Here is a 26,752-nt window from a genome sequence, read left to right on the forward strand (position 1 = left end):
CGATACCGGTGATACCGGTCGGGGGTTGTGGCCGGAGCACACGCAGACGCCCGATCGAACAGACGGCCACGTTGCGGTGCCGCCGAGGTTACCGGATTCCTTGATCGGTGTTCGATCTCGGACGACCCGGATCACACACACTCCTCAGCGTCACAGTGCTGCCTGGCAGGCCGCTCACCGTTCGGCGAACGGACGGCTCCCCGACAGGGGTTCCGGTCGCCTGCCCGCGAGAGCCGCGTACAGGTCCACCAGCACCTGCGCCTGGCCCTCCCACGAGTTCTCGGCCAGAAGCGACTCAGTGTACGCGCCCTGGTATCGCGCCGGGTCGGCGAGCACCTTTCCGGCCGCCTCCGCGAACGCCGCCGCGTCCCGCTTGCGCAGGACCGCGTCCCTGGCCTCGCCGGTCGTGCGCACCGCGAACACCTCGCCGTTGCCCAGCTCAGCGGTCTTCTCCGCCATCGCCTCGACGTCGGAGACCACGATCGGCAGCCGCGCGTGCATGTACTCGTAGTACTTGGTGATCAGGGCGACTTCGTGGTTCACCGTGTGCAGGATCGGGATCACGCCGACGGTCGCGGTCGACAGGAACTCCGGTACCTGGTGCGGCGCGACGTAGGGGACCGTGTGGATCCGGCCGCCCGCGCCCAGCTCTTCCGCACGGGCCACGAGCGAACGCACGTACGGGTCCTGGCGATCGCCGCACACGATCGCCACGTGCGCGTCCTCCAGCAGCGGCAGCGCCTCGACCATCACGTCCACGCCGCGCGCCGGCGAGATGGCGCCGCTGTAGACGAGCAGGGGGACGTCGTCGGCCAACCCGACCGTCTCGCGGATCCCGCGCACTTTGCCGGGGCCCCCGTCGTCCGCGAGGTCGACCATGGGCGCGTTGGCGACGACCGTCGGGCGGCTGCGCAGCCCGTACTTGTCCTTCAGCATGTCCGCGAGCGTCGGCGACACCGTGACCACGGCATCCGCCTTGCGCACGAACTCCCGTTCCAGGCCCGTGTACGCGAGCTTCCGCTGCGTCGGCATGTGCACGCCCGCGACGAACTCGTGGGCGTCGTAGACCACCTTGGGCCGCTTCCCGCCGGCCCTCGTGATGCGGTCGGCGATCCGCACCCCGATGCCCGGGGTGTGCATGTCGTGCGCGTGGATGACGTCCGGCCGGAACTCCTCGACGACCGCGCTCCACGCGTCTTCCAGCAGCAGCAGGTGCCGTGCGGTACGCCGCCAGTCACCGTCGCGGATGTACGCCTTCCACAGCGTCTCCTTGGCCCGGTCCTTGGCCCCGGGACCGCCGGTTCCCGGCTCCTTGACGCTCTTCATGAGGCGGCGGCGCGCCTTGTAGTCCATGCGCGCCGCGAAACTCGCCGCGCGCAACGCGCCGAGCCTGGCCCGGTCGACGGGCGCGGTGCGGTGCGCGTACTTCGCCGCCTGGAGCCGGAAGCGGTTCGACAGGCCCGTGCGCTGGACCCGCGCGGCCCCGATGTGCGTGGCCGTCGACGGAGACGCCGGCGCGTTCGCGTCGTAGCCGAGCAGCAGGACGTCGAAGCCCGCCTCGGCCGCCGAATACGCGACCTTCTGCACCCGGGAGTCCCGGGTGATGTCGTTGGCGACCAGCATGGCCACGCGAGGCCGTGTCACGGAGTGACCCCCAGGAAGTCGGCGAGGACGCGCGCGCTGCGCCCGCCATCGTGGTTTTCGCGGACGTACGCCGGCCCCCGCGCCGCCAGTCGCCCGGCTTCGTCGCGCTCCGCGAGGATGCGTTCCAGCTCGGCGCCCAGCGTATCGGGGTCGGCGTTGACGATCGGCACGTCCGCCGGCAGGTGCTCGGCGACCGAGTCGTGCAGGTAGCACACGGTCACCCGCCCGGCGGCCATGGCCTGCACCGACATGACGCCGTACGACCCGAACACGAACTGGTCGAGGACGATGTCGGCGTCCGCGAGCAGCGCGGGCATCTCGGCGTGCGGCACGCCCTTGATGCGCCGGTACTCGATGAGACCCGCATCGTGCATGCGTTCGACGACCGGCTCGATAAGCCCGGTCCCCTTGGTGAAGGGGCTCGACGGCGCGTGCACGACCACCGGCCGCTCGCGCTCCAGCGGCTTCGTGTCGGTCGCCCACAGATCCGGGTCGACGACGACCGGGAGCCACGTCGCGTCCGGGACGTCGTGCAGCAGGTCGGGCGTCGACACGAACTTCGGTACGTCCATGGCCCGCACGACCGGGGCGAGCCGGTCGACCTTGCTCTGCAAAGCGCGCGTGAGTTCGTGCGCGGGGTCGAACGGCGAGAACGGCACGCGGGCGCGCTGCGCCGCCGGGTCGCGGATCTCCGATCCGTGGAACGCCAGCGCGACAGCGATCCCGGCCGCGTCGAGTTCGGCGAGGTCGAAGTTGGCCCACGGGCCGTTGAGCCGGCCGAAGGGCGGCATCGCGCACTCGGCCAGCACGTGGGTGAAGTTGTCGAGGACGTACGCCAGTTGCCCCAACTGCCAGGTGCGGGACAGCCAGTCGTCGGTGGAGATGCTGCGGTCGGCGGCGAAACCGAACGTGTTGCCGGAACTGAGCGAGAACGTCTCGGCGCGCACACCGGACAATTTGCGCTCCACCGCGCGCGCCCACTCGTATCCCTGCCCGGCCATGTTGGTCGGACCCACCCCGACCACGACGCCCTCCGGCCCGGCGGTCCGCCCGGCCTTGTCGTGCGCGGTCGGGGCGAAGGCGTCGACGTACGGCTGGTACGCGGCCTCGCAGCGCTCGGACCACTCCGGGTCCGCGGCGGCGGTCTGCCACACACGCGAACGCACCGACGCGAGCTTGCGGCGGGCGAGTTTGCGGCGCAGGCCGGTGACAAGCCCAGGACCGGCCAGCGCGGCGAGGTCCGCACGCGCCACCGAGATCTCGGCCGCCGCGTCGGCGTCGACGGGCACGTTGAGCACGCGCAGCACGCCGTTCTTGGTGACCGTCGCCGATGTCGACACCTCGGCGGCCTCGGCGGGAACGGCGAGCAGGACGTAGTTGCCCTCCTCGGCAAGCGAACGCCCTGCGGCGATCGCGGAACCGGCACGGTCGACGGGGGTGTCGGCGGTGAGGACGACGCGCGGGAGGGTGGGGCGGCGGGTGTGGGCGTCGGCGGGGCCGTGCGCGGGCGCCGACGCGGGCGTGCCTGTGCTCTCGGGCTCGGGGGCGGCCGCTTCCGCGGTTCCGGACGCGGGCTCGGACGCGGTTCCGGACGCGGGCTCGGACCCGGGCTCGGACGCTTGGGTGGCCTCATCGCCGACGGGATCGCTCGCGGCTTCGCGTGCGGGAGTCCGCACGGCGTCGTCCACGGGCTCGCCCCCGTCGGTCGCATCGACGTGTGTGGGTTCGGCGTCGGGCCCGTGTGCAGGCTCGTCCGTACCGGGCTCGGAGCGATCGCTCGCGGCGGCGAACTCATCCGCGGCTTCCGGCGCGGACGCGGGCTCGTCATTCGCGCCGCCCGCGACAGCCTCCGCTTCCGGCGCGTCCGCAGACCCGACCGCCGTGCCCTCAGCCGTCGCCCGGCGTTCGGGCTCGGCGGCGGGGGTCTCCGAGGGCTCGGTGGCGACGGATTCCGTTTCGGCCATCAGGACTCTCCCTGGGCTGGTGCAGTGGCGAGGAAAGGCGCGAGTGCGGCGGCCGATCGGCGGCCGTCGTGGTGGAGTTCGGCGAACGCGGGCCCGGCGGCGGCGAGTTCGCGGGCCGCGTCGCGGTCGTCGAGGACCGATGTCAGCACCGTGCGCAACGTCCGTGGAGTCGCCTCCATTTGCGGGACGCCGCCGGCGAACCGGGCGCGGACCGAAGGCGCCGCGTGCCCGATGACCAGACGTCCGGCGGCCATCGCCTGCGCGGCGAGGACACCGATGTTCCCGATCGCGAGCTGATCGATGACGATGTCCGCGGCGGCCACCAACTCGGGCATGTCGTGCGGCGGGACGCCTTCGACGCGGCGGTATTCGACCAGTCCGCGCGCGGCCAGGTCGCCGACGACGGCGTCCACGATCGGCGAGCTCTTCAGCGTTCCGCGCGAAGGCGCGTGCAGCACGACGGGTTTTCCGCGCCGGAGCGGCGGCTCGGTGCCGGGGCTCCATATGTCGAGGTCCACGACGACCGGCAGCCACACGGCATGCGGCCATCGGTCGACGACGAAGTCCAGCAGGTCCGGCGTCGAGACGAAGACCGGGCCGTCCCAGTCCGCCACGTCTTCCATGCGGGCGTCGTGGCGCGGCTGGAGGTCCTGCGAGACCTGGCTGTTGGGGTCGGCGAACGGCGATTCCGGGTAGAGCTCGCGGTGCCGCCGCGGGTCGCGGACGTCGGAGCCGTGGAAGACGAGGCCGACCCGGATCCCGGCGTCGCGCAAGGCTCCCGCGTCGCCGGAGAAGCGCCCGGAGCGGGCGGCCTTGCCGGTCAGCGGCAGACCGGACTCCAGGAGTACGTGCGTCGCGTTCCGTACGACGTGGCGCCGGAGCGTCAGGTGCAGGTCGGCCGACTCCCACCCGCGCGAGGTGAGGTAGCGGTCGGCGGGGAAACGCAGGGGCCCGTCCCGGTGCAGAGCGGTGACCTCGGTGGTGACGTCGGGCAGGAAGCGCTCGGCGGCCTGCGCCCACGCCCATGCCTGGCCGGCCATGTTGGCGGGGCCGATGAAGAGCGAGACCGGTGACCGCGGATCGGCCGCCCCAGGCGAGGCGAAGTCTCCCTGTGCGCCGGTCACTTCGTAACCAGGACGGTCGACGGGGGTTGCGCCCGCCGTGGCTTCGCCGGCGGTCCGGGCCTCGGCCGCAGAACTTTCCGTGGCCACCGGCCTTTCGGCGGAGTCGGCCTCCGCGGCGCCCCCCGATGCGGTCGAACCGCTCCGGCCGGCAGATGTCTTGACGCTGTCGGCCGCATGCACCGCGTTGGCGCGCGGGACGCAGACGCGCTCCAGTGTGCGCAACGCCCGGAGCGCCTGGCGGCTCTGGGGCAGGCCTGTCGGGTCGGCACCCGGCCTGTGGTACTCCACCTTCACGGTGCGGCCGGACTTCCGCGCGCGGGCGGCGGCGTGCGAGGCGATCAGCAGCGCGACCGGGTCGCATGCGTGAATCGTTGCCGGTGCCAGGGCGTCCAACACGGGGGTCAGCGCCACCTCGGCGTCGATCGCCTCGGGCAGCGCGGTGCGCCAGCCGAGCGACGGCAGCGCTGGGAAACGGCCGAACTGCGGTGTGGCGTCGCGGCCGAGGAAGTCCGCGTACGTGCGCACAGCGCGCGTCTGGACCTCGTCGGTCCCGCGTCGGCGGTCGCGGCCCGCCGCGACGGTCCGCGCTGCCGGGACCAGCAGTACCTGTGCGGCGTCAGGGGCCGTCGGCGGCCTCAGAAAGCTGTCGCCGACACCACCCGGGTCGGGGGCGAGGACGACCGTGTCGTGTCCTGCCGCGCGTGCCGAGTCGGCGAGAGCGGTCACTACACCCCGCCGCACTCCCGAGGGCGCGCCGACGAGAACCACCGTCCGTGTTCCGGGCGACGGGGCCGGGAGGCCTTCCCCGTCGGTGAGTTCCGCCGCCGGGCGACGCACGGGCCGGACGGGTTCGGCGGGCGGCTCCAGGAGCCGCACCCGCTGCTCGTGGTCGGCCGCGTCGTGGTCCCGGTCACCGGTCGGCGCTGCCGGAACGCCGGTGGCCGCATCGACGAACTCCGCGCCTTCCGCACGGATTTCGGCTGCCAGCGTGCCGGTCGGCCGGGGCTCGGGGACGAGTCCGGTCAGGCGCTCGTACAGCGCGGCGATGTTCTCCGTCTGGCGGTCCCAGGAGTGTTCCTCCAGGAATCCGTCGGCAGCGTAGGGCTTGACGTACGACTCACGGTCGGCCAGCACCTTGCGCACCGCGGCTGCGAGACCGGCCGCGTCGCCCGCGGGGAAGACCTCGCCGCAGCCGAGTTCGCGGGTGAACGCCGCCATCGTCTTCACGTCGGACACCACGATGGGCAGGCCCGCGTGCATGTACTCGTAGTACTTCGTGATGAGCGAGATCTCGTGGTTCGGCAGGTGCCGCAGCGGGATGATGCCGACCGTCGCGGTGGACAGGTGGTCGACCACCTCGTCGGGATCGACGTACGGCACGAAGTGGAACCGGTCGCCGACTCCCAACTCGGCGACACAGGCTTCGAGTTCCGCGAAGTACGGGCGCCGGTCGCCGGCCACCACGACCGCGTGCGCGTCCGGCAGGGACACCAGTGCCTCGGCGAGCGTGTCGACGCCGCGTTCGGGGGCGAGCCATCCGGAGTAGACGAGCACGGGCACGTCGTCGGGCAGGCCCGCCGCGCCCCGCACACCGCGCCCGGTCGCGCCCGTCGGCCGTGACAGGCGTGGCGCGTTGGTCGCGATGGTCGGGCGGTCGCGCAGGTCATAGCGCTCGCGCAGCATGTCGGCGAGGGTGTCGGAGACCGTGACGACGCCGTCGACGCGCGGGACGAGTTCGCGTTCCAGGCCGACGTACGCCGCCTTCTGCACGGGGTCGGGATACCCCGCGCCCGCGATGAACTCCTGGGCGTCGTAGACCATCACGGACTTCCGCCCGGCGCGCCGGGCGCGTTCGACCGCGCGGGCGCCGACGCCGAGTGCGGTGATGTCCTGCGCGTGGACGATGTCGGGCCGCAGCGCGTCGATCTCCGGCCCGAACGCGGCCTCGAAATCGACGAGTTGGGGCTGGGTCGCACGCCAGCCGGAGCCTTCGGCGAGCAGGCTGTAGGCGACCGCGCGGGCCTTGGCGCCGGGGCGGTCGACGCGCGCGAGCCACGCGGCGTGCCGCCGGGTGGCCTCGCGGCGGACCATGTGGCGGGCCCGCGCGGCGGTGACCCCGGCGCCCTTGAGCGTGTGCCGCACCCGGTCCGCGGCCGAGTCGACGTAGGCCTCCTCGGCGGCTTGTTCGCGGCGCAGGAAGTTCACCGCCACCCGGTCGGCGACCTCGTCGTCCCGCGTCATGAACCCGACGCGGCCCAGCACGCCGCGCATGCGGCGCGACCGCCGGTAGGGCGCCACGACGGCCGGGACGGGGACGCGGATCACCGTGGCGGCGCCGCGCTCCGGGTCGCCCAGCGTGGTCACTTCGCGGGCCGAGGTGCGCGAACGGCCGAGCACGACGACGTCCCAGCCGCGTTCGGCCATGCCCAGGGCGAGCTTCTGGATGCGGGAGTCGCCGGTGATCCAGTTCATGCGCAGGAGCACCAGGCGCGGCTGCGTCGCGGCGGCGGGCGGGGTCGGCGGTACGTCGGCGGCCCCCATCAGCCCACCAACCTCTCGTAGAGGCCGAGGAGTTCGGGGACCTGGGCCTCCCACGTGTGGCGGGCCAGGAGGTCGCCGTCGTACGGCTTGACGTAGCGCTCGCGATCGGCCAGCACCGTGCGTACCGCAGCAGCGAACGCGGTGGCGTCGCCGGCGGGGTAGACCTCGCCGATGCCCTGGTTGCGCGTGAACGCGCCGACCGTGCGCAAGTCCGAGACCACGAGCGGGAGTCGGGCGTTGAGGTACTCGTAGTACTTGCTGGGCAGGGAGAGTTCGTAGTTCGGCGAGTGCAGCGACGTGACGACGCCCAGCGTGCCGGCCGCGAGGTGGGCGACGACCTGGTGGGGCTTCACGTACGGCAGGATGTGCAGCCGGTCGGCGACACCCAGGGCGTGCGCCTGCTTCTCCAGCGCGTCGACGTACGGGTTGCGCGCGGTGACCATCGCCAGGTGCACGTCCGGCAGTTGCGGCAGTGCGGCGACGGCGGTGTCGAGGCCGCGCTCGGGCGCGGTCATGCCGGCGTACACCATGAGCGGTACGTCGGGCCCCAGACCGGCCGCCTCGCGCACGTCGGGGACGGCGTCCGCGTCGTCGCCGGCGGCCAGTTCGGCGACCGTGGGGGCGTTGCACACCACGGTCGGGCGCACGTCGAGGTCGTGGTCGGCGAGCAGCAGGTCGGCGATCGCCTCGGAGACGGTGATGACGCCGTCGGCGAGCTTGATGTACTTGCGTTCCTGCGCCGACATCGCGGGACGGAAGGCGGGGTCGCCGGGGCGCTCCCAGCCGGCGATGTACTCGTGCGCGTCGTAGACGATCTTCACCGGGTGCCCGGCGCCGCGCAGTTTGAGCCCGGCGCGCACGACGAGCCCGATGGTGTCGAAGTCGTGCGCGTGCAGCAGATCGGGCCGTAGTTCGGCGATCACCGGCGCGAACGCGGTGTCGTAGTCGATGAGTTGGGGCTGTGTGAGCCACGCGCCGCCATCACGTCCGAGGCCCACCGCGAGCCGCGTGCGCCCGCCGGGCTGCTTGGCTTTCGCGGCGGAGCGCTCGTACAGCCGGCGGCGCGCCTCGATCCAGTAACCGCGCGCGCGGTCGGCGGCGGTCAGCCCGGTCAGCCGGAGCCTGGCGGCCAGGTCGGGGTCGCCGAGCGCGGTGAGGCGGCGCTCGACTTCGAGGTCCGCGCGCAGAGCCCGGCGGACGTCGATGCGCATGCGTGCCTGCTCGCCCGAGCGGTAGCCGAGCCGCCCGGCGACGCCGCGCGGCGGGTTGTCCTTGCGGTAGGTCTGCGCGGTCATGCGCAGCGGCACGCGGATGACCCGGGCGTCGCCGATCTCGTATTCCTCGCGGGTCGTGCCGCGGGCGCGGCCGAGCAGCACCACGTCCCAGCCCGCTTCGGCGACCGAGCGTGCGGTCTTCTGCACCCGCGAGTCACCGTCGACGAAGTTGCTGACGACCATGACCGCGAGCCGTCGGTTCCGGTCGACTCCGGGCGTGGACGCCTCGGCCTCACTCACTGCGGGTCACTCTCTCTCGTCGAAGGCGTGGGTCGGAGCCGGGGGCGGCCCGGAACACGCCGCAAGTGTGCCACGTCACGGACGTGCGGACCGGGTCAGGAACGCCTACGCAATGCGCCCAATTTGACCATTTTGACCTGTGCGCGCCGACGCACTCCGTCCATGCGCCGGACCAACAGGTGGACGTGCGGGTTGTCTTCGACGCGGTCGCGCACCGTGCGCGGCGGTGTGATCGCGGCCAGGCCGCCCTGTTCGCCGAGTGCCTGGCGCAGCCGCGACACCTCCGCTTCGAGCGCGGTGATCCGGCCGCGTCCTTCGACAACCGGCCAGTCGGGTCGGTCGGCGACGACCTTGACCGGGGGTTCGTGGTAGGCGTCCAGCAACTGACGGGCCACGGTGGCGACATCGTGGCGCTTGGCGGCCCAGGCCACGGACTCCGCGCGCAGCCGGGCGCGTTCGTCGGAGTCGTCGGCGAGGCGGCGTACGACGTCGCCCAGGTCGGCGCCCACCGCCTCGACGACCGGGCAGCCCGGCACCCGCGCGCGGTTGCGCTCGTGCACGTGCGCGATGGCGATGGCCCCGCACGCCATCGCCTCGACCGACACCATGCCGTGGTCGCCGATGGTCAGGCTGTCCACGATCATGTCGGCGCGCGCGAACTCGGCCTTGACCTGGGCGTGCGAAAGCCCGGACAGCGGCCGGTATTCGACCACGCCTTCGTCGTGCAGCGGGCGCAGCGCCGCGTCGACGAGGTGCGAGCCCTTGGTGGCGCGCTTGGACGGCAGGTGCACGACGACGGGTACGCGCGGCTCCGGGCCGCGTTCGGTGCGCCACGCGGCGGAGTCGATCGCGAGCGGCACGAGTTCGGCGTCCGGCACGTAGTCGAGGAGCCCGGGGGTGGAGACGAACATGCGGTCGCAGTGGCGCCGGGCGATCTCGACCATGGCGTGGATCCGGGGCTCGTCGACGACCGCGTCCTTGAGATACGAGTCGGGCTCGCGCTCCATGTGGACGCTGCGCAGGCGCACGTCGGAGCCGTGCCAGTGCATGAAGACCTTCTTGCCGAGCGAGCGCAGCAGCGGCACGTCCCACAGTGCGGGCAGTTGCGGTTCGTGGGCGTTGAGGAGGGAGCGGCCGTACTGGAAGTGGAAGACGTCGAAGCCGCGCACCGCGCGGTCGAGGACCTGCCAGCGGTAGTCGGGGTCGGCGAGGAGCCGGTCGGCGTCCCACACCCGGTCGGGCACGAGGCCGAACGCCGGTTCGCCGAAGCTCCACACCTCGGCGTGCACGCCGAGGGCCCGCAGGCCGCGCGCCCAAGTGCTCGGTTGTCCGGCGATGTCGCGGGGGGCGTACAGCACCCGAAGTGGCGTCATGGCGGCGGTCTTCCTGCGATCGGGGCGGTCGGGCGGGACTCGGTTCGGGACGGGGGCTCGGTCGGACGGTGTTCGTTGCGGTGAAACTCGGTTCAGGCGCCGGTCCGGAGCGCGTCGTAGACGCCGAGGAGGATCTTCGCGTCGTGCTCCCACGACAGCAGCGGCTCCGCGGCGCGGACGTTGGCGAGCAACTGCGGGTAGCGTTCGCGTGCTTCGCCTATCGCGGCGGCGAGGGACCCGGCGTCGCCGGGACGGTACAGCGTGCCCAGGTCGTGTTCGCGGACCACGCGGGCGAGTTCGCGCACATCGGTGGCCACGACCGGGACCCCGGCCCGGACCGCGTGGAACAGCTTGTTGGGCATCGCGAGCCGGTGGTTCTCCCAGCGGTCCGAGTGCGTGACCAGGGCCAGCCCCGCGCGGCGCAGCAGCGCGTCGACCTCGTCGACGGGCAGCGCCTGCCGGACATCGCACGGCCCGCGGTCGAGTGCCGCGAGGTAGGTCTCGTCGGCGGGTCCGACCAGGGTCACCGCGAAGCCGGGAAGCCTGCGAGCGGCGCCGACGATCGCCTCGATCTCGCGGTACGGCGCGATGCGGCCCGCGTACACGGCGCCTTCGGGCGCGGCGGGTAGCGCCACGTCGGCGGCGGCCGTTCCGGACGGGAAGGTGTTCTGCACGACGGTCACATGCGGCCAGCCGTACCGGGTCCGCAGCGCGTCGGCGACGCCCTCGCCGACCGTGATGACGGCGGCGGCGCGGCTGCCCAGGTCGCCTTCGATCTTGGCTTCACGGGCGGCGCGGACCGGGGTCGGACGGCCGACGCGCGGGCGGCCGGACCACAGTTCGTGGGTGTCGTAGACCAGTGGGACCCCGCGTTTGCGGGCGAGTTCCGCACCGAGTTCGAGGGTGTTGAAGTCGTGGGCGTGGACCGCGTCGAAGCCGCGTGCCTCGGCGTCGACGCGGGCGGCGCGGGCCCACGCGGCGAACGCGGAGGCGCGGTGCTGTGGCAGCAGGGCCCAGCGCGCCGCGCGCATGTGCGGTGGAAGCCGGCGACCGGCGCGTTCGGCACCGACGGGTGCGCCGGCCTTCTGGAAGACCGAGGCTCCGCCGACCGACGAGACCGTGACGCCAGGCGGCGGCGCCCAGTCCTCGGGGACCCCGCGGCCGATGATGTGCACGCGGTGCCCGGCGTCGGCGAGGGTCGAGGCCTCGCGCACCACGCGGGTGTCGGTGGCCACGGTGGTGATGACGAGCATGAGGATGTTCACGGCGCCGCGGACTCCGGTGCCGGTGCTCCGGCGGCGTCGGTGCTGTTCGCGGCGACCTGTTCGGCCAGGCTCCGCGGGCTGGTGAGGAATCCGGCCGCCCACGCGCCGTGCATGGTGGCCATCGCGACCGGGAGGCGTACGCGCGCCGAGAGCTCCAGGCCGCGGCCCTCCCACAGGGCCCCGCCGACGATCAGCGCGGCGTAGCCGGCGGGCAGCGCGAACGCGGGCCGGAACCCGGCCGCGCCCGCGACGGTGCCCGCGACGACGCCGACGAGGGCGGCGGGGGCGGCGAGATAGCGGGGGTTGACCGAGCCCTTGTGGTGCCGCGACACGACCCGGCGCCAGCGCCCGTAGTCGAAGTACTGCTTGGCGAGCGCCTTGACGGTGGGCCGGGGGCGGTAGGAGACCCGCAGGTCGGGTGAGAACCAGATGAGGTGCCCGGCCTGCCGGATGCGGTAGTTCAGCTCCCAGTCCTGGGCTCGGACGAACTCCTCGTTGTAGCCGCCGAGTTTGTCGAGGATTTCGCGGCGGAACACGCCCAGGTACACGGTGTCCGACGGGCCGGCTCCGCCTCCGGTGTGGAAGCGGGCGTTGCCGACGCCGAGTTTGGAGGTCATCGCGGCGGCGACGGCCTCCTCGAACGGCGTGGTGCCCTCGGCGTCCATGATGCCGCCCACGTTGGCCGCGCCGGTGTCGCTCAGCAGGGCTACGGCGACGCTGACGTAGTCGGGCGGCAGGATCCCGTGCCCGTCGACGCGGACGACGACCGGGTGGCGGGCGGCTTTGACGGCCGCGTTCAAGGCGGCAGGCGTGCGTCCGCTCGGATTGGGCACGGTACGCACGCGGGGGTCGGCCGCGGCGAGTCGGGCGGCGATCGCGTCGGTGTCGTCGGTCGACGGCCCCAGTGCGATCACCAGTTCGATTTCGCCGGGGTAGTCCTGTGCGAGCGCGCGGCGTACCGCCTCTTCCAGGTGGCGTGATTCGTTCAGCACCGGCATGACGACCGACACCGGGGGCGTCGGCGGCAGGGGCGGGAGGTCACCGGGGCGGTCGGCGACCGCGGGCGACGAAGGCATGGGCTCGGGCGCGGTGGGGTTCATCGAGACCTGAGGGTACTGCGGAAGGGAAGAGGCGTTGACACGGTCCGACCGGTTCGTCCGCAGGACCCGGCAGCACGGCCGATCGAGCGGGGACGCCGCGGCGCGCCCGCGCCGGTCCTCCGGGGTGGTCACCCTAGGCTGTGCCTCGGGGTTTTTTTCGTATCAGCCCGGATCACGCCAGGCCGAGCGGCCCGGTCGGGCGGCGGGCAGGCCGGCGGCCGGGCGCGTGGCGGCCGAATCGGCGCCGGGAACCACCGGGTCGGCCGGGGCGCCGCGTACGACAGGCGCGGCGGGCCGGAGCCAGGCAGTCGGAGCATCGCGGGACCGGCGACGAAGGCCGTCGGGCAACCGGTCGCCGCGGCACGAACGTCCTCCTTTGCGAGGGCCCGGCGGACCGAGAGGACTTGGCGGGCTCAGCGGGCGACAGCAGCGGTGACAGGAGGAGGGAAGACACAGCTATGGCGACACGTGGCACAGCGACCGGCCGCACCCCTTCCCCCGCTCCCCGGCAACGCCGCTGGGGCCTGGCACTGACCGGCTTCCTGGCCGTTGCGATCCTGCTGACCAGCGGAGTCGGCTGGGCGTGGATCAAGTACATGGACGGCAAGCTGCACCGCATCAACCCGTTCTCGACGTCGGGGAACCGCCCCGACACCGGAGCCGAGGGCGACCTCAACTTTCTGATCGTCGGCACCGACAGCCGAGAGGGCGTGCCGCGCAAGACGCTCAACCAGCTCCACGCGGGCGGCGAGAGCTGCGACTGCACCGACACGATGATGATCGTGCACCTCAACGCGAAGCGTGACAAAGCGACCGTGGTGAGCATCCCGCGCGACAGCTACGTCACGTTCCCGGCGCACAAGGACAAGCACTCCGGCAAGGACGTTCCCGAGTCACAGGGCAAGATCAACGCGGCCTACACGCGCGGCGGAGCGGCGCTGACCGTAGCGGCGGTCGAGCGCGCCACCAATATCCGGATCGACCACTACATAGAGGTCAACTTCCTCGCGTTCGTGGCCGTCGTCGACAAGCTCGGCGGCGTCGAGATGTGCTCGCCGATCCCGCTGAAGGACCCCAAGTCCGGTCTCGACCTGCCGGCCGGCACGTCGCATCTGGACGGTGTCGAGTCCTTGCAGTACGTCCGGGCCCGCTACCTGCCCAGCGACCCGACCGGCGACATCGGCCGCACGGAGCGCCAGCAGAAGTTCATGGCGCAGATCCTCGCCCGCGCGACCAGCACCGGCACACTCGCCAACCCGGTCAAGCTGCAAGGGGTCCTCGACGCCGTCTTCTCCTCGATCACCGTCGACGAGGGCCTGAGCGTCAAGGGGCTCCTCGACCTCGGCACGAAGATGAAAGGCCTGTCGAACTCGGGTGTGACGTACGCGCAGATCCCCCTCAAGTCGATGGACCACCACGTGGAAGGCTGGGGATCGACGGTTCTGTGGGACGACGCGAAGGCGCGTGTGCTCTTCGACACGATCCGTGCGGACCGCGACATCCTCCAGCCGTCGAAGTCCCCGTCCCCCGCCCCGAGCCAGGGCTCCGCGGCGCCGACCGGCCCGGTGCCCGTCGAGGTCCCGCCGTCCGAGGTGTGGGTGCAGGTCTACAACGGCACCGCGACGCAGGGGCTCGGCTCCCGCGCCCACACGGAGTTGGGCGCGGCGGGGTTCAGCACGAGAGCCGCCGCCCGCGACGGCGAGACGATCGGCATAAGCGACGCCGAACAGACCGTGATCCGCTACGACCCGCGCTGGGACCGCTCGGTGCAGACCGTCGCGGCCGCCCTGCCGGGGTCGAAACTCCAGCCGATCGAAGGTCTCGGCCGCACGATCGAGGTCGTCGTCGGCTCGTCGTACGCCGGCGTCACCCCTGTCGCGGTCGCCGCCACCCCCAAACCGGTCACCCCTTCGGCGAGCCCGTCCGGCGGGCCGTCCCCGACCCCGCCCATCAAGGCGACGACGGGCGACCAGGTCGTCTGCGACTGAGCGGGGCCGCCGCACGGCACACCGATCGGGCCCCGCGGCGGAGGCCGTGGTTGTCCGTGCGGTCGCCGAGGAGCGCGACCGGTACCCCGGGTTCCTGCGGTTCGGAAGTCGGCGGACCGGTCCGCGAACACCCAAGCACACGTTCGAAATCGGGCACATACGTACCAACCACGCCACAGACACGTCGTAGTCCGGCACAACATTTGCCCGGCCCAGTAAGACGATGCGAAGTTCGGACGCATGAATTCATGGCCGCCCGGCTGGGCCGAAGAAGACGGGCTCCGCGGAGGTCCGCGGCGCGGCGGTGGGCAGGACCCCCCGCCCGCGCAGCCCGGCGAGTCCGATGCCGAGCCGACCGCGGTGCTGCCGCGCGATCGGTTCGGCCGTCCGATACCTCCGCCCGGCACCGTCCCGAACCGGCCGGAGGGCGTCCTCCCGGCCGACGGCGGCGCCGGGCCCGTCCCACCGCCCTCGCCCGACGCGCAGCCGACGCAGGTGATGCCCGGACGGGCCGGCTCGGGCTATCCGCCGCAGCCCTCGCCGCAGGAAGCCGCCGCGCGGGTCGGAGCCGACCCGGACGCGGACAGGGTGCCGCCGCGCCCGCTCACGCGCCCCGGCAGCCCAGGCGGCCCGAACGGACCCGACGCGCCCGGCGGTCCGGAGGCGCCGAGGCCCCCGCGCGGCAAGCCGAACTGGAAGAAGCGGATCCTCATCGGCGTGACCGTGTTCCTCGCGGTCGTCCTGATCTTCCTCACCTGCACGTACTTCTGGCTGGACTCCAAGATCCGCCACGAGGACGTGCTCGGGAACTATGAGGGCCGCCCGTCCGCGACGGCCGGCACCACCTGGCTCATCGTCGGCTCGGACTCCCGCGAAGGGCTCACCGACGAGGAGAAGCGGGAGTTCAAGACGGGCAGCGCGGAGGGGAAGCGCACCGACTCGATGATGCTGCTGCACAAGGGCAAGGGCGGGACGACGCTCATCAGCCTGCCGCGTGACTCGTACGTGCAGATCCCCGCGTACGAGAAGGGCGACGTCAAGGTCAAGGCGCACAAGGACAAGCTGAACGCCGCCTATGCACTCGGCGGCGCGCCGCTGCTGGCCCGGACCGTCGAGATGGCGACCGGGATGCGGCTGGACCACTACGCCGAGGTCGGCTTCGGTGGCTTCGTCGGCATCGTCGACTCCCTCGACGGCGTCGACCTGTGCCTCGACAAGCCCATCAAGGACGAGAAGTCCGGCGCCGACCTGCCCGCGGGCTGCCAGACCCTCAACGGCAAGGAGTCGCTGTCGTTCGTGCGCGCCCGCTACTTCGACCCGACCTCGGACCTGGGCCGCATGCAGCGCCAGCAGCAGTTCCTCGCGGCACTCGCGAAGAAGGCGAAGTCGCCGTCCGTGCTGCTGAACCCGTTCAAGGGCTTCCCGATGGCCGACGCGAGCCTGGGCGCGGTGACCGTCGACAACGACACCGGCCTGTTCGACCTGTACGGCCTGTTCAAGGACATGGGCTCGCTGTCCGGCGACAAGGGCGGCACCATCACCGTCCCGATCGCCAACCCGGACTACGACCCGCCCGGCGATGTCGGTTCCTCCGTCCTGTGGAACGACAAGAAGGCCACCGCCCTCTTCGACGCCCTACGCGACGACAAACCCGCGCCGCGCTGAGGCCCCGAACGAGGGCCCGAGGGGAGGGAAGAGCCATCCGGGACGGCTCTTCCCTCCCGTCACGGGGTCGTGACAGCAGGCGAGACCAACCACGTACCGCCGTCGCCTTCGGCCACGATGGCGTGTTCGCCATCCGCGCCAATCGTGATGCGGTACGCCTCGCGGGTCGGCTGTCCGCGTTCCCGATAGCTCTGCCAGAGCCCAGCCAACAGGCCGGCCAGTCGCCGGGGCCCGGCTTGTCGCGCGGTTCCGTCCTCGAAGATGTGGGCGATCGATCCGTCACGGTGCCAGATGATCAACCCGCCGTCCGACGTCGTATCGGTCAACACGTCGTTGAACGGGAGCGACAACGACACCAGGAACGAGAATCCGATGTCATCCCATGCGCCAAGCGGCATCCCGCAGGGTTCCGCGGGGCCGCCGGGGTCTGTGGGGCGAGTCGGCATGTCGTCACTCCGAGGTGCGCGGAGTTGCATGAAGTACGCCCCGGTCGGAAGGAACCTCCCCTCGGCACTGTGGTCGTCGGCAACATCGAGTACGGCGATGCCCGCACCGACCGGCGCGACGATGCGCCCACCGGGGCGTACAACTTGGCGCCATGGGTCGGGGATCCGATCCACCCCACACGTGGCGATCAGGCGGTCGACGCTCCCGTGACGCAGAACATCGCGGCTACCGCCGTTCGCTTGGACGACCGTGACTGCGGCGTGCCCCGCAGTGTCGAGTGAGGCGCGGGCGGCACCGACAAGCTCAGGCGCGACATCCAACGTGACAACGTTGTCATCGCCCACCAACTGCCCGAGCAGACCGGCGTTATAGCCCGTGCCGGTGCCGACCTCGATCACGGTCATCCCCGGGCTGACATCGAGTGCTTCAAGCATGTCGGCCATGAGAGACGGAACCGTGGACGACGACAGGGGATCCGGCCATACCGAGGTCAAGAGCACCTGATCGGTATAGACCTCGGTCAACCAATTCGGGTGTTCGCGGGTTACCTCCTCGTTGATCCACGCGCCGTCTTCCTTCTGGCGACTACACATGAACCGAGGCGCGTAGACGTGGCGAGGTTCGCTCAGGAACGCCTTTGCCACGTCCGGCTTTTTCGCATGCCCCGCCGCTCGCATGCGCTCCACCCACAGCGCCCGCAGCGTGGCAGCTTCGACTTCGACGGGATCGGTCATTGGCTCGCCGCTTCTTCCAGATGGTCCGCGATGGCACGCATGATTTCGTCGCTGTCGGGCGTGAACGCCCACTGCCCGGCAGGGTTGAGTTCGAGCGCCCAGACGGTTCCCTCAGCGTCGCGCAGAAGATCCCACGCGGCAAACAGCAGACCGAACTCGCGGGTCACGGTCCGGATCGCTTCCTGTACGGAGTCGGGGAGCGTGCCGGGCTTGTAGGTGACGCTCTCGGGATCAAGCGCCCGGATGTCGAGGTAGGGGCTCGCGGTGTGCGCTTCGCTGATGAACAGCCGCTCCCCGACGGCCGCAACGCGGTACTCGGCGACTTTGTCGGCGATCTCGCGTTGCAGGTGGTTGGCCGTCGCCTGCGCGCGAACGTCTCCGAAGTGCTCGTGCGGCACTCGCCCCGTGAACAACACCCGGTACCCATCAGGGCCGTCGTACGCGATGGGGCCGAGAGTCTTGGAAACAGCCGACCCCTCGGCGCAGAACGCGCCGTGATCCTTCGGCTCGTTCCCGATCCACGTGTCCGGGACGAGCAGCCCAGCGCGAGCAAACGCGGCCAGTTGCGCCGGTTTTGTGCACGCCGTGATCGCGTGTGGGTGGTTCATCCACGTCACATCGGGCAGCGCGTACAGCACTCCTCCCATGCCGGCGCGCGCTTCGCGTGAGGCGAACTCACGGACTGGGCCGGGCGCGGCGGTCTCGGCAGCGTACGCGGACGGGCGCCGCCAATACACGGCACGTAACTCCTCCAGTCGAAGCGCACGTGATCCGTTGTCGATTTCGCCGATCCATCCGCTCGTGCCGAGACGCGCCGACAGGGTGACCGAGTCCGGGAACGCTCCGACGTCGATGCGGGCGAGCGGAACCCGGCGACGGTTGAGTTCGTCGATCACCAGATCGGCGGTCGCGTCGATCGGCCCGGTGGCGACCAGGATTCGAGGGCGGTCAGGCATTGGGCGTGGCGTCGTCGGGCTGCCCCGTGTCGGTCGCGCCCTTTGTCCCGTCGGAGCGGACGTTGGACGTCGTGACCTGTCCGCGCAGGGCAGGCGGGATGTCCGAGACCGGAACGCCGTCCCATAGCGAGATCTGACGGACCGTGTCGAAGACGACGTTCATCCCGGCCGGGGCGGGAGCACCGTTCGCGGGCATCGCGTGGTCGAGGTGGAGCGGTGCGAAATTAAGTGCGGTGGGTTCGTGCGTCGGGTCAAGGGGGGCGATTGCCTGCATGCTGTTGTTTCCTCCGTGGTTACGTTTTTTGTTCGATTGTTGTGCTGCTTGAACTCGCCCGGACATCACGGCTCCAAGCCGGACGAAGGGACGCGCAGAAGCGCTCCGCGATGAACTCGTCCAAGTCACGCCGCACAGCGGCGACCGCCCGTTCACGGTCCCCTTGCGGCAGCGACCGCAGCATGTCCCGGGTTGTCTCGATGACTTCCTCGACGGTCAGGAACGCGGCGTCGTACACGTCGACGCGACGCGCTGGAAGGTGAGCGCCACCGCCGCCTACGCGCCGCCCGGCGAGACCTCAACCAGCCGTGCGAGCACCGGAAGGCCCTCCCAGAGGCTTGGACATCGCTCGATGGCAGGGTTCGCACAGCCACCGAGTGCCGCCCGCGCTGGACGGCGTCTCGACCGGCACGGCGACGACAGGAACCCGGGGCACGGCTATGGCAGGACTGCGGAAACGGCAACGGGCGCACTCCCGCATCGGACGCGCCGCGCCCTCCCGGCAACGTGGGCAACGGCACGGCGGCCAAGCGTGCAACGACGGGACGTCCAGCCAGGAGCCGACCACCGCGCGCGGACGCTGGACCTCGACACGCCGCCCGGTAGCGGGGTCGACGCGGTAAACGCTGAGGGTCGTGCGGCGGACCTGCGGGCCGATCACCGGGCACCCCCCGCAACCGCCAGGCGCCGTTCGTGGGCGATCAGGTACGGGCGGACCCACATGAAGCGGTCGAGTTCGACCGTCGCGTTCGGGTCGCCTTGCACCCGTGAACGGAAAACGCGAACGGGCGGTGCCGCCAACCGCACCCTCGCCGTACCGGGCCGGGATCCGGCCCGGTGCCTGCCCCCTCCGGAGACGAGAAATAGCCGAAGCCATAACGCGGTTCGGTTGATGCGCTCCCGCACGCGGGCGCTGCTGCGCGGCGTCGGCCGGCTCTGAGAGCTCTGCCCGCGTGCGGGCAGATCCCAATAAGTGTCGCTCGTTACGGGTGACGCCTTGTCGTTAGTTGTGAGCGAACGGCGCCCGCTCAGACGCTGCTCGGCCCCGCCCGTCGAATGCTCGATGGACGGGGCCGATTTGGTTTTGTCGGCCATGCAACGAACGTAAATTGTGCGCGACCTGACGAAGGCTAGGATTCCTAGCCCCTCGTCGTTCAGCTCGCCAACAAGCCGATCTTCTCGGCCGTCACCGCAGCCCGTGCACGGCGGGCAGCGTTGCGAACGTCCAGTTCCTCCAAGAGGATTCGTCGCGCGAAACTGTTGTACGCAACGGTTTCCGGTGCCGCCTCGTACGCCGAGTCGATCGTTGCGACGGCAACCTCGGGCTGCTGGTCGAGGTAGAACGCGCGGGCCTGTTCGATCCGGTGCCGCGCCCGGCGCGGCCTGGATGGGATCACGGAGGCTTCCGCAGCCTGTGCCTGCCGCACCGACTCGCCACCCTGATGCAACTCGACTGCCACCGTCACCGCATGCGCGGACATGATGGCCCGCGAGAACGACGTCACGGGGTGGTAGTACGACGAGGGAAGGCGCTGAGCGGCCGCGTTCGCCTTGTCCCAGTACCCCCAGGCCACGCCGGCCTCCCCGCGCTGGGCTGCGGTGTACGCCGCTTCGAACAGCAACGCTCCCCAGATCGCGTGGACTTCGACCGGAGCGTCCGGCACAAGCGGTTCCAGGTACGCGGCCGCGCCAAGGTTCACGGCGTCCGCGGCTTCCCAATCACCCGCATCGCGGTGAGCCTGCGCCGCCAACCACGATGCGACACCGATCGCATGCGGATCGCCGGATTCCTGCGCAGCGACCATCCCCCGCTCCGACACCCGCCACAGCAGGTCCGCAGCCGGTTGGTACGCCACGAAGAACTGCGCCAACGAGTACACCTCGCTCAGTACTGCCTGCGCCGCGCGCCGCGCCAACGGAGACTCCGCCTGCCGTACGGCGAGTTGCGCGTCCGCAATCAGGTGCGGCAGCAGTTCCCCCACCACATCGCGGTGATAGGGCGAGGCGTGCCGCACGGCCCACGCACGTGCCAGCCGGGCACGCAGGTCTTCCGAAGAGGCTGCCTCCCGATCCGGGAGAACCGCGAACGCGTTGAGCGCGGCGCGCACTGCCGGTAGCCGCGCGTGGCCGGGACCGCTGAATTGTTCAACCCGGATGGACTGCCCTCCCGTCAACTGGGAGAGGTCGCGGATGCGCAGCGCCTCGGCGATGCGCATGAGTTTGCTCAACTTCGGCATCCCGATGTAGTTGTTCTCCACGCTCTTGACCCAAGCTGGAGACATGCCGATGAGCCCGGCAAGGACTTCGCGGGTCATGCCACGGCGAAGCCGCAGGACCTTCAGTCTTTGACCGAAGCTCAGTTCGTCTCCGGCCGGTGGGATGGCATCGGACATATCGGCCCGCCCTTCCTCGACAAGTCGCATTGCCAGAGTAGGGTGCAGCGCTCCTCAGAGGGCATCGCACAGATGAACTCCCCGGCCACGGGCGGCCCTCGTTGCATCACCTGGCCGCAGACTCCCGTGTACCTGTCCTCGTCACCTGATCAGGGAACAAGTTCGCGAACTCCCCACTCTGGCAGGTCTCCCGCGAGTACCGTCACGCACACTCTCGGCTTGGGGGCGATGTGCTCAAACCACCGCGTTCCGACGCGCCCTTTGCAACTGGGCTGCGTTTGTCCTCGCGGGCGCCGAGGAGCCTTCGTTCGCTGTAGCCGTGACCGCGATCCGGCCAAGACGTTGTTCGCCCAAGCACACCTAGAGGGGGGGAACCGGGGTGTGGGAAGCTGAAAGCCGCCAAGGAAGGGGTGCCGACAATCATGGTCGACAAGTATCGGGACCCGATCCTGACGCCGCTCGAAACGGCGCGCCACCTGCGCATTCCCGACCGGACCCTGCACCGGTGGATCCACGAATCCGCCGACGGTGTGCCGCTCATCCACGCCGTCGCACCGGAGAAGCGCGGCTGGGCGTCGCTGCCGTTCATCGCAGTCGTCGAGGCGTACGTCCTCCAATCCCTCCGCGACCTCGGCCTTTCGCTGTCGAAGATCCGCGAGGCCGCGGAAGCGGTACGCCGCGAATTCCGAGAACCGTACGCGCTGGCGACCCAGCGAATCTGCACGGACGGAATCGACATCTTCGTGGAGATGGCCGATGGCGAGGGAATCCACCGCGTTCGGGACGGGCAGCGGCCCATCCGCGAAGTCATCAGTGGGTATCTGCGCTACATCACCTGGGCGCCCGACGCCTCACCCCAGCGCCTACGCCTGCGGACGTACCCCGACGTCGCACCGGTCATCATCGACCCGCGCTTCGGTTGGGGCTCCCCGGTCGTCGAGCAGAACAAGGTGACCGTCGACGCCATCGTCGACCTGTGGCGCGCCGGCGAACCCTTGGATGTGGTCGCGGACGAGTTCGAGTTGTCGCATGAGCAAGTCGAAGCGATCTGCCGAACCGCCGCCGCCTGAGTTCTGCTTCGACCGCAATCTCGGCAAGTCCGTCCCCGCACGACTCTCCGAACTCGGATGGAAGGTCCACCGCATTTGCGATCTCTTCCCTGACGACGCGCAGCAGATCGACGACGCGACCTGGATTACCGCCTCGCTCACCCGAGGCTGGGTGCGGTATGCAAAGACGGCCGGATCCGCGGCCGGGACCATGAACGCGGGCCGCTGGAAGAACACGCGGGTGTGTTGTTCTACCTCGACAACCAGGGGCTGCCGATTGCCGAGATGGTGCGTCGGCTGCACGCCGCTCAAGGCGCGATCCACCGGGCTGTCGCCCGGTGCGGGCCGGCGACGTACGCGGTACGCGCCGACCGGATCGAGCGCACCTGGCCGTAGCCAAGTCCGCCCTGCCCTCCCGAAGGAAAGCAGGGCGGCTTCGTACTGAGTTCAACTCCTACGCGGGAGTGGTTACGGCAGGTTGCGGGACATCACGATCCGCTGGACCTGGTTGGTGCCTTCGTAGATCTGCGTGATCTTCGCGTCGCGCATCATGCGTTCGACGGGGTAGTCGCGGGTGTAGCCGTAGCCGCCGAGCAACTGCACCGCGTCGACGGTGATCTCCATCGCGACGTCGGACGCGAAGCACTTCGCGGCGGCGCCGAAGAAGGTCAGGTCCGAGTCGCCGCGTTCGGATTTGGCGGCGGCCTGGTAGGTCAGCGCGCGGGCGGCTTCCAGCTTCATGGCCATGTCGGCGAGCATGAACTGGATGCCCTGGAAGTCGGCGATGGCCTTGCCGAACTGCTTGCGCTCGTGCACGTAGCCCTTGGCGTAGTCCAGGGCGCCCTGGGCGACGCCGAGGGCCTGGGCTGCGATGGTGACGCGGGTGTGGTCGAGGGTGGCCATCGCGGTGGCGAAGCCGGTGCCCTCCTCGCCGATCATGCGCGACGCGGGGATGCGGACGTTGTCGAGGTAGACCTCGCGGGTCGGGGAGCCCTTGATGCCGAGCTTCTTCTCCGGAGCACCGAAGGAGACGCCCTCGTCGGACTTCTCCACCACGAACGCGGATATGCCGCGCGAGCGCTTGGCGGGGTCGGTGACGGCCATGACCGTGTAGTACTCGGACTCTCCCGCGTTGGTGATCCACCGCTTGACGCCGTTGAGCACATAGTCGTCGCCGTCGCGGACCGCGCGGGTCTTCATCCCGGCGGCGTCCGAGCCGGCCTCGGGCTCCGAGAGGCAGTACGAGAACATCGCCTCACCGCGCGCGACCGGCTCCAAATACTGCTTCTTCAGCTCCTCGGACGCGGACAGGATCAGCGGCAGCGAGCCCAGCTTGTTCACCGCCGGGATCAGCGACGAGGACACACACGCGCGGGCGACTTCCTCGATCACGATGACGGTCGCGAGCGCGTCGGCGCCGGAACCGCCGTACGCCTCGGGTATGTGCACCGCGTGCAGGTCGTTCGCGGTCAGCGCGTCCAGCGCCTCCTGCGGGAACCGGGCCTGCTCGTCCACGTCGGCCGCATGCGGGGCGATCTTCGCCTCGGCCAGCGCACGGACCGAGGCGCGGAGCATCTCGTGCTCCTCGCTGATCCGGAACAAATCGAAATCGCCTCGTCCTGCCACTTGCGGGCCTGCCTCTCTCGTGCCGCGGTTGCGTCTTGATGTCGAGAATTTTGTTACCGATGGGTAATCGGACGTCCTACGATTCTACGGCGTCCCCCAAGTGCCTTCGGACGGCGGAGCACCGGTAAGAAACAACGCTCGCGGACTACGATCCGAGCGTAGGCACGACGCGAATCACAACGTCTGGAGGCGGTGTGGCAACCACGCCCCGCATCACCGTGATCGGCACCGGCTACCTCGGGGCCACCCACGCGGCGTGCATGGCGGAGCTCGGCTACGAGGTGGTGGGCGTCGACGTCGACCCCGACAAGGTCGCCGCACTCCAGGCAGGCAAGGCACCGTTCTACGAACCGGGCCTCGAAGACCTCCTCGCACCCCACCTCGCGTCCGGCCGACTGCGGTTCACCACCTCCGCCGCGGAGGCCGCGGCGTTCGGCGACGTGCACTTCATCTGCGTCGGCACGCCGCAGCGCAAGGGCGAGTTCGCCGCGGACACCCGCTATCTCGACGAGGCGATCGACGCGCTCGCCCCGCACCTGGACCGGCCCTGCCTGGTGGTCGGCAAGTCGACGGTCCCGGTGGGCACCGCCGCGCGGCTCGCCGAACGCCTCGCGGAGAAGGCGGCCTGCGGCAGCGCGGCCGAACTCGCCTGGAACCCCGAGTTCCTGCGCGAGGGCCACGCCATCCAGGACACCCTCAAACCGGACCGCCTCGTGGTCGGCGTGCGCTCGGAGGCCGCCGAGGCCCGGCTGCGCGAGGTGTACGCGCCGCTGATCGAGGCCGAAGTGCCGATCCTGGTCACCGACTTCGCGACCAGCGAGCTGGTCAAGGTCGCCGCCAACGCGTTCTTGTCCACGAAGATCTCGTTCATCAACGCGATGGCCGAGGTCTGCGAGGCGGCCGGCGCGGACGTCACGCAGCTCTCCCAGGCGCTGTCGTACGACCCCCGCATCGGCGGGCTGTTCCTCAACGCCGGCCTCGGCTTCGGCGGCGGCTGTCTGCCGAAGGACATCCGCGCGTTCATGGCCCGCGCCGGCGAACTGGGCGTCGACCAGGCACTGACCTTCCTGCGCGAAGTCGACGCAATCAACATGCGTCGCCGGTTCAAGATGGTCGACCTGGCCCGCGAGGCGTGCGGCGGCGGGTTCCTGGGCCGCCGCGTGGCGGTGCTCGGCGCGGCCTTCAAACCGGAGTCGGACGACATCCGTGACTCACCCGCGCTCAACGTGGCCGCGCAGGTGCAGCTCCAGGGCGGCGAGGTCACCGTCTACGACCCCAAGGCCATGGACAACGCGCGCAAGATGTACCCGGGCCTCGCGTACGCCGAAACCGCGTTCGACGCCGCGCGTGGCGCGCACGTGGTCCTCCATTTGACCGAATGGCGTGAATTCCGGCGGATCGACCCCGCCGAGTTCGCCGCGACCGTCGCGGAACGCCACATCATCGACGGTCGCAACGCCCTCGACGCCCCGCGCTGGCGGGCCGCCGGATGGACGTTCCGGGCACTCGGACGGCCCTGACACCACTGCGCCGTGTGGTGGTAAGGCGGAGCCGGGTGCACGATTGGCCGCATGGCATACGACGCTGACGGAGTCATCACCGACGACCAGGCGATCAGGGACCTCCTGATCCGCCACAAGACCTGGGCCGTGGTCGGGCTGAGTGCGAACATGGCCCGCCCTGCATGGGGCGTGGCCGGCTTCCTGCAAGGCCACGACAAGCGCATCATCCCGGTGCACCCCAAGGCCGAGACGGTGCACGGCGAGCGCGGCTACGCGCTGCTCGAAGAGATCCCCGACCCCGTCGACGTCGTGGACGTCTTCGTCAACGCCGAGCACGCCGCGGCCGTGACCGCCCAGGCGGTGGCCATCGGTGCGAAGGCGATCTGGTACCAACTCGGCGTCATCAACGACGACGCCGTCAAAACGGCCGTCGACGCGGGCCTCCACGTGGTCGTCGACCGCTGCCCGGCGATCGAGTGGCCGCGGCTCATCGGTGCGTGATGCCGCCTTGCCATGCGAGGCGGCCTTCTCCATCCATCCCATGACCGTGAGGGGCACAGCATGTCGTACGGCGACGACACGACCATCCGGCGCATCCTCTCCCACCGCACGTGGGCGGTCGTCGGACTCAGCACCAATTCGCACCGGGCGGCCTACGGGGTGGCCGCCCATCTCCAGCAGTGGGGGAAGCGCATCGTGCCGGTCCACCCCCGGGCCGAGACCGTCCACGGCGAGCGCGGCTACGCCTCCCTCGCGGACATCCCGTTCCCCGTCGACGTCGTGGATGTCTTCGTCAACGCCTCGCGCGCCGGCGACATCGCCGACCAGGCGGTCAAGATGGGCGCGCAGGCCGTGTGGTTCCAACTCGACGTCGTCGACCTCGCGGCGTACGAACGCACCACGGCCGCCGGGCTCGACATGGTCATGGACCGCTGTGCGGCGGTCAGCATGCAGCGCTTCGGCCTGACCAGTCTGGTCTGACCCAAGGCGCACGCGGACACACGATCCGGGAGGGAAGGTGCCGAAACGGCACTCTCCCTCCCCTTTCTGTCCGTGCTTGCGGCCGTCCCCGACCCGGGCCCGCGTCCCGGTCAGCCGCCCAGTGACTCGCGCAGCCTGCGGCCCTTTTCGGTGGCCTGGGCCTTGAGCCCGGCCTGGAACTCCGTCATCCGGGCGAGCAGCGCCGGGTCGTGCGCGGCGAGCATGCGCACGGCCAGGAGCCCGGCGTTCCGCGCGCCCGCGACCGACACGGTCGCCACGGGCACACCGGCCGGCATCTGCACGATCGACAGCAGCGAGTCCATGCCGTCGAGGTACTTCAGCGGCACCGGCACACCGATGACCGGCAGCGGCGTCACGGACGCGAGCATGCCCGGCAGGTGCGCCGCGCCTCCCGCGCCCGCGATGATCGCCTTGAGGCCGCGCCCGGCGGCGTCGGTGCCGTACGCGATCATCTCCTGCGGCATGCGGTGCGCCGAGACGACGTCGGCCTCGTACGCGATCCCGAACTCGTCCATGACCTCGGCGGCGGCCTTCATGACCGGCCAATCCGAGTCGGAGCCCATGACGATGCCGATCACGGGCCGGGCCGCG

The 26,752-nt window shown here is 70.9% G+C and carries 20 protein-coding genes and 1 pseudogene; 8 read left to right on the plus strand and 13 right to left on the minus strand.

The window, feature by feature from the left end:
* Positions 1 to 174: 174 nt before the first annotated feature.
* The 7 genes from ACRX5W_RS27265 to ACRX5W_RS27295 all read right to left on the minus strand — a co-directional run bounded on the left by ACRX5W_RS27265 (position 175) and on the right by ACRX5W_RS27295 (position 12,501).
* Positions 175 to 1,644, minus strand: coding sequence for a glycosyltransferase (locus ACRX5W_RS27265; RefSeq protein WP_436790987.1), 1,470 nt, complete (start codon positions 1,642 to 1,644; stop codon positions 175 to 177).
* Positions 1,641 to 3,608, minus strand: coding sequence for a hypothetical protein (locus ACRX5W_RS27270; protein ID WP_436790988.1), 1,968 nt, complete (start codon positions 3,606 to 3,608; stop codon positions 1,641 to 1,643). The genes ACRX5W_RS27265 and ACRX5W_RS27270 overlap by 4 nt, the downstream gene beginning before the upstream one ends.
* Complete coding sequence (locus ACRX5W_RS27275; protein WP_436790989.1) at positions 3,608 to 7,273, minus strand: glycosyltransferase; 3,666 nt, start codon at positions 7,271 to 7,273, stop codon at positions 3,608 to 3,610. Before ACRX5W_RS27275 ends, ACRX5W_RS27270 begins: the two co-directional genes overlap by 1 nt.
* Positions 7,273 to 8,787: a glycosyltransferase family 4 protein gene (locus ACRX5W_RS27280; protein WP_436790990.1), complete on the minus strand. Its 1,515-nt coding sequence runs from the start codon at positions 8,785 to 8,787 to the stop codon at positions 7,273 to 7,275. Before ACRX5W_RS27280 ends, ACRX5W_RS27275 begins: the two co-directional genes overlap by 1 nt.
* A 95-nt stretch (positions 8,788 to 8,882) precedes the next feature.
* Entirely contained in the window at positions 8,883 to 10,160 is a 1,278-nt protein-coding gene (locus ACRX5W_RS27285) for a hypothetical protein (protein WP_436790991.1), read from the minus strand.
* A gap of 92 nt (positions 10,161 to 10,252) precedes the next feature.
* A complete protein-coding gene (locus tag ACRX5W_RS27290) occupies positions 10,253 to 11,425 on the minus strand; it encodes a glycosyltransferase (RefSeq protein WP_436790992.1) in 1,173 nt (390 codons plus the stop codon).
* Positions 11,422 to 12,501: a glycosyltransferase family 2 protein gene (locus ACRX5W_RS27295; protein ID WP_436791052.1), complete on the minus strand. Its 1,080-nt coding sequence runs from the start codon at positions 12,499 to 12,501 to the stop codon at positions 11,422 to 11,424. The genes ACRX5W_RS27290 and ACRX5W_RS27295 overlap by 4 nt, the downstream gene beginning before the upstream one ends.
* A gap of 482 nt (positions 12,502 to 12,983) precedes the next feature.
* Between ACRX5W_RS27295 and ACRX5W_RS27300 the strand changes: the two genes are divergently transcribed.
* Both ACRX5W_RS27300 and ACRX5W_RS27305 read left to right on the plus strand, forming a co-directional pair.
* Positions 12,984 to 14,513 carry an LCP family protein gene (locus ACRX5W_RS27300; protein ID WP_436790993.1) on the plus strand — a complete coding sequence of 510 codons (1,530 nt, stop codon included), beginning with the start codon at positions 12,984 to 12,986 and terminating at the stop codon, positions 14,511 to 14,513.
* A 240-nt stretch (positions 14,514 to 14,753) separates the two neighbouring features.
* Positions 14,754 to 16,178 (plus strand): LCP family glycopolymer transferase, encoded by a 1,425-nt coding sequence (locus ACRX5W_RS27305; protein WP_436790994.1) that lies wholly within the window; start codon positions 14,754 to 14,756, stop codon positions 16,176 to 16,178.
* A 59-nt stretch (positions 16,179 to 16,237) separates the two neighbouring features.
* Here the strand turns inward: ACRX5W_RS27305 and ACRX5W_RS27310 are convergent, their stop codons facing one another.
* The 4 genes from ACRX5W_RS27310 to ACRX5W_RS27325 form a co-directional block, all read right to left on the minus strand.
* A complete protein-coding gene (locus ACRX5W_RS27310) occupies positions 16,238 to 17,359 on the minus strand; it encodes a methyltransferase domain-containing protein (protein WP_436790995.1) in 1,122 nt (373 codons plus the stop codon).
* Positions 17,356 to 18,315, minus strand: coding sequence for an MvdC/MvdD family ATP grasp protein (locus ACRX5W_RS27315; protein WP_436790996.1), 960 nt, complete (start codon positions 18,313 to 18,315; stop codon positions 17,356 to 17,358). Before ACRX5W_RS27315 ends, ACRX5W_RS27310 begins: the two co-directional genes overlap by 4 nt.
* Positions 18,308 to 18,589, minus strand: coding sequence for a hypothetical protein (locus tag ACRX5W_RS27320; protein WP_436790997.1), 282 nt, complete (start codon positions 18,587 to 18,589; stop codon positions 18,308 to 18,310). Before ACRX5W_RS27320 ends, ACRX5W_RS27315 begins: the two co-directional genes overlap by 8 nt.
* Positions 18,590 to 19,743: 1,154 nt before the next feature.
* Complete coding sequence (locus ACRX5W_RS27325) at positions 19,744 to 20,982, minus strand: helix-turn-helix domain-containing protein (protein WP_436790998.1); 1,239 nt, start codon at positions 20,980 to 20,982, stop codon at positions 19,744 to 19,746.
* 422 nt (positions 20,983 to 21,404) lie between these two features.
* Here ACRX5W_RS27325 and ACRX5W_RS27330 point away from each other — a divergent pair, with 422 nt between their 5' ends.
* The 3 genes and pseudogenes from ACRX5W_RS27330 to ACRX5W_RS27340 all read left to right on the plus strand — a co-directional run bounded on the left by ACRX5W_RS27330 (position 21,405) and on the right by ACRX5W_RS27340 (position 22,427).
* The gene (locus ACRX5W_RS27330; RefSeq protein WP_436790999.1) at positions 21,405 to 22,052 is read left to right on the plus strand and encodes a DUF433 domain-containing protein; all 648 of its coding nucleotides are present in this window, start codon (positions 21,405 to 21,407) and stop codon (positions 22,050 to 22,052) included.
* Positions 22,012 to 22,146: pseudogene (locus ACRX5W_RS27335) on the plus strand (hypothetical protein); the annotation flags it as partial. The gene ACRX5W_RS27330 and the pseudogene ACRX5W_RS27335, both read left to right, overlap by 41 nt.
* A 128-nt stretch (positions 22,147 to 22,274) precedes the next feature.
* The gene (locus tag ACRX5W_RS27340) at positions 22,275 to 22,427 is read left to right on the plus strand and encodes a hypothetical protein (protein WP_436791057.1); all 153 of its coding nucleotides are present in this window, start codon (positions 22,275 to 22,277) and stop codon (positions 22,425 to 22,427) included.
* 72 nt (positions 22,428 to 22,499) lie between these two features.
* Here ACRX5W_RS27340 and ACRX5W_RS27345 read toward each other — a convergent pair whose 3' ends face one another.
* A complete protein-coding gene (locus ACRX5W_RS27345; RefSeq protein WP_436791000.1) occupies positions 22,500 to 23,657 on the minus strand; it encodes an acyl-CoA dehydrogenase family protein in 1,158 nt (385 codons plus the stop codon).
* Between the two features lie 194 nt (positions 23,658 to 23,851).
* On the opposite strand from ACRX5W_RS27345, the gene ACRX5W_RS27350 reads away from it, so the two are divergent.
* Genes ACRX5W_RS27350 through ACRX5W_RS27360 form a run of 3 tightly spaced genes read left to right on the plus strand, consistent with a single transcriptional unit; the run spans position 23,852 to position 26,140 of the window.
* Positions 23,852 to 25,177: a UDP-glucose dehydrogenase family protein gene (locus tag ACRX5W_RS27350; protein ID WP_436791001.1), complete on the plus strand. Its 1,326-nt coding sequence runs from the start codon at positions 23,852 to 23,854 to the stop codon at positions 25,175 to 25,177.
* Between the two features lie 51 nt (positions 25,178 to 25,228).
* A complete protein-coding gene (locus ACRX5W_RS27355; RefSeq protein WP_436791002.1) occupies positions 25,229 to 25,660 on the plus strand; it encodes a CoA-binding protein in 432 nt (143 codons plus the stop codon).
* Positions 25,661 to 25,720: 60 nt separating this feature from the next.
* Positions 25,721 to 26,140, plus strand: a complete 420-nt coding sequence (locus ACRX5W_RS27360; RefSeq protein WP_436791003.1) for a CoA-binding protein — start codon at positions 25,721 to 25,723, stop codon at positions 26,138 to 26,140.
* Between the two features lie 110 nt (positions 26,141 to 26,250).
* On the opposite strand, the gene purE is transcribed toward ACRX5W_RS27360, so the two are convergent.
* The gene (gene purE, locus ACRX5W_RS27365) at positions 26,251 to 26,724 is read right to left on the minus strand and encodes a 5-(carboxyamino)imidazole ribonucleotide mutase (RefSeq protein ID WP_436791053.1); all 474 of its coding nucleotides are present in this window, start codon (positions 26,722 to 26,724) and stop codon (positions 26,251 to 26,253) included.
* Between the last annotated feature and the right edge of the window lie 28 nt (positions 26,725 to 26,752).

Source organism: Yinghuangia sp. YIM S10712 (assembly GCF_051388935.1).
GTDB lineage: Bacteria > Actinomycetota > Actinomycetes > Streptomycetales > Streptomycetaceae > Yinghuangia.

Excerpts from the sequence above, each read along its gene's own strand:
- purE (WP_436791053.1), bottom strand. The coding sequence starts at position 26,724 with ATGGGCTCCGACTCGGATTGGCCGGTCATGAAGGCCGCCGCCGAGGTC.
- ACRX5W_RS27320 (WP_436790997.1), bottom strand. The coding sequence starts at position 18,589 with ATGCAGGCAATCGCCCCCCTTGACCCGACGCACGAACCCACCGCACTT.
- ACRX5W_RS27285 (WP_436790991.1), bottom strand. The coding sequence starts at position 10,160 with ATGACGCCACTTCGGGTGCTGTACGCCCCCCGCGACATCGCCGGACAA.
- ACRX5W_RS27300 (WP_436790993.1), top strand. The coding sequence starts at position 12,984 with ATGGCGACACGTGGCACAGCGACCGGCCGCACCCCTTCCCCCGCTCCC.
- ACRX5W_RS27310 (WP_436790995.1), bottom strand. The coding sequence starts at position 17,359 with ATGACCGATCCCGTCGAAGTCGAAGCTGCCACGCTGCGGGCGCTGTGG.
- ACRX5W_RS27305 (WP_436790994.1), top strand. The coding sequence starts at position 14,754 with ATGAATTCATGGCCGCCCGGCTGGGCCGAAGAAGACGGGCTCCGCGGA.
- ACRX5W_RS27355 (WP_436791002.1), top strand. The coding sequence starts at position 25,229 with ATGGCATACGACGCTGACGGAGTCATCACCGACGACCAGGCGATCAGG.
- ACRX5W_RS27360 (WP_436791003.1), top strand. The coding sequence starts at position 25,721 with ATGTCGTACGGCGACGACACGACCATCCGGCGCATCCTCTCCCACCGC.
- ACRX5W_RS27270 (WP_436790988.1), bottom strand. The coding sequence starts at position 3,608 with ATGGCCGAAACGGAATCCGTCGCCACCGAGCCCTCGGAGACCCCCGCC.
- ACRX5W_RS27275 (WP_436790989.1), bottom strand. The coding sequence starts at position 7,273 with ATGGGGGCCGCCGACGTACCGCCGACCCCGCCCGCCGCCGCGACGCAG.
- ACRX5W_RS27315 (WP_436790996.1), bottom strand. The coding sequence starts at position 18,315 with ATGCCTGACCGCCCTCGAATCCTGGTCGCCACCGGGCCGATCGACGCG.
- ACRX5W_RS27295 (WP_436791052.1), bottom strand. The coding sequence starts at position 12,501 with ATGCCTTCGTCGCCCGCGGTCGCCGACCGCCCCGGTGACCTCCCGCCC.
- ACRX5W_RS27325 (WP_436790998.1), bottom strand. The coding sequence starts at position 20,982 with ATGTCCGATGCCATCCCACCGGCCGGAGACGAACTGAGCTTCGGTCAA.
- ACRX5W_RS27330 (WP_436790999.1), top strand. The coding sequence starts at position 21,405 with ATGGTCGACAAGTATCGGGACCCGATCCTGACGCCGCTCGAAACGGCG.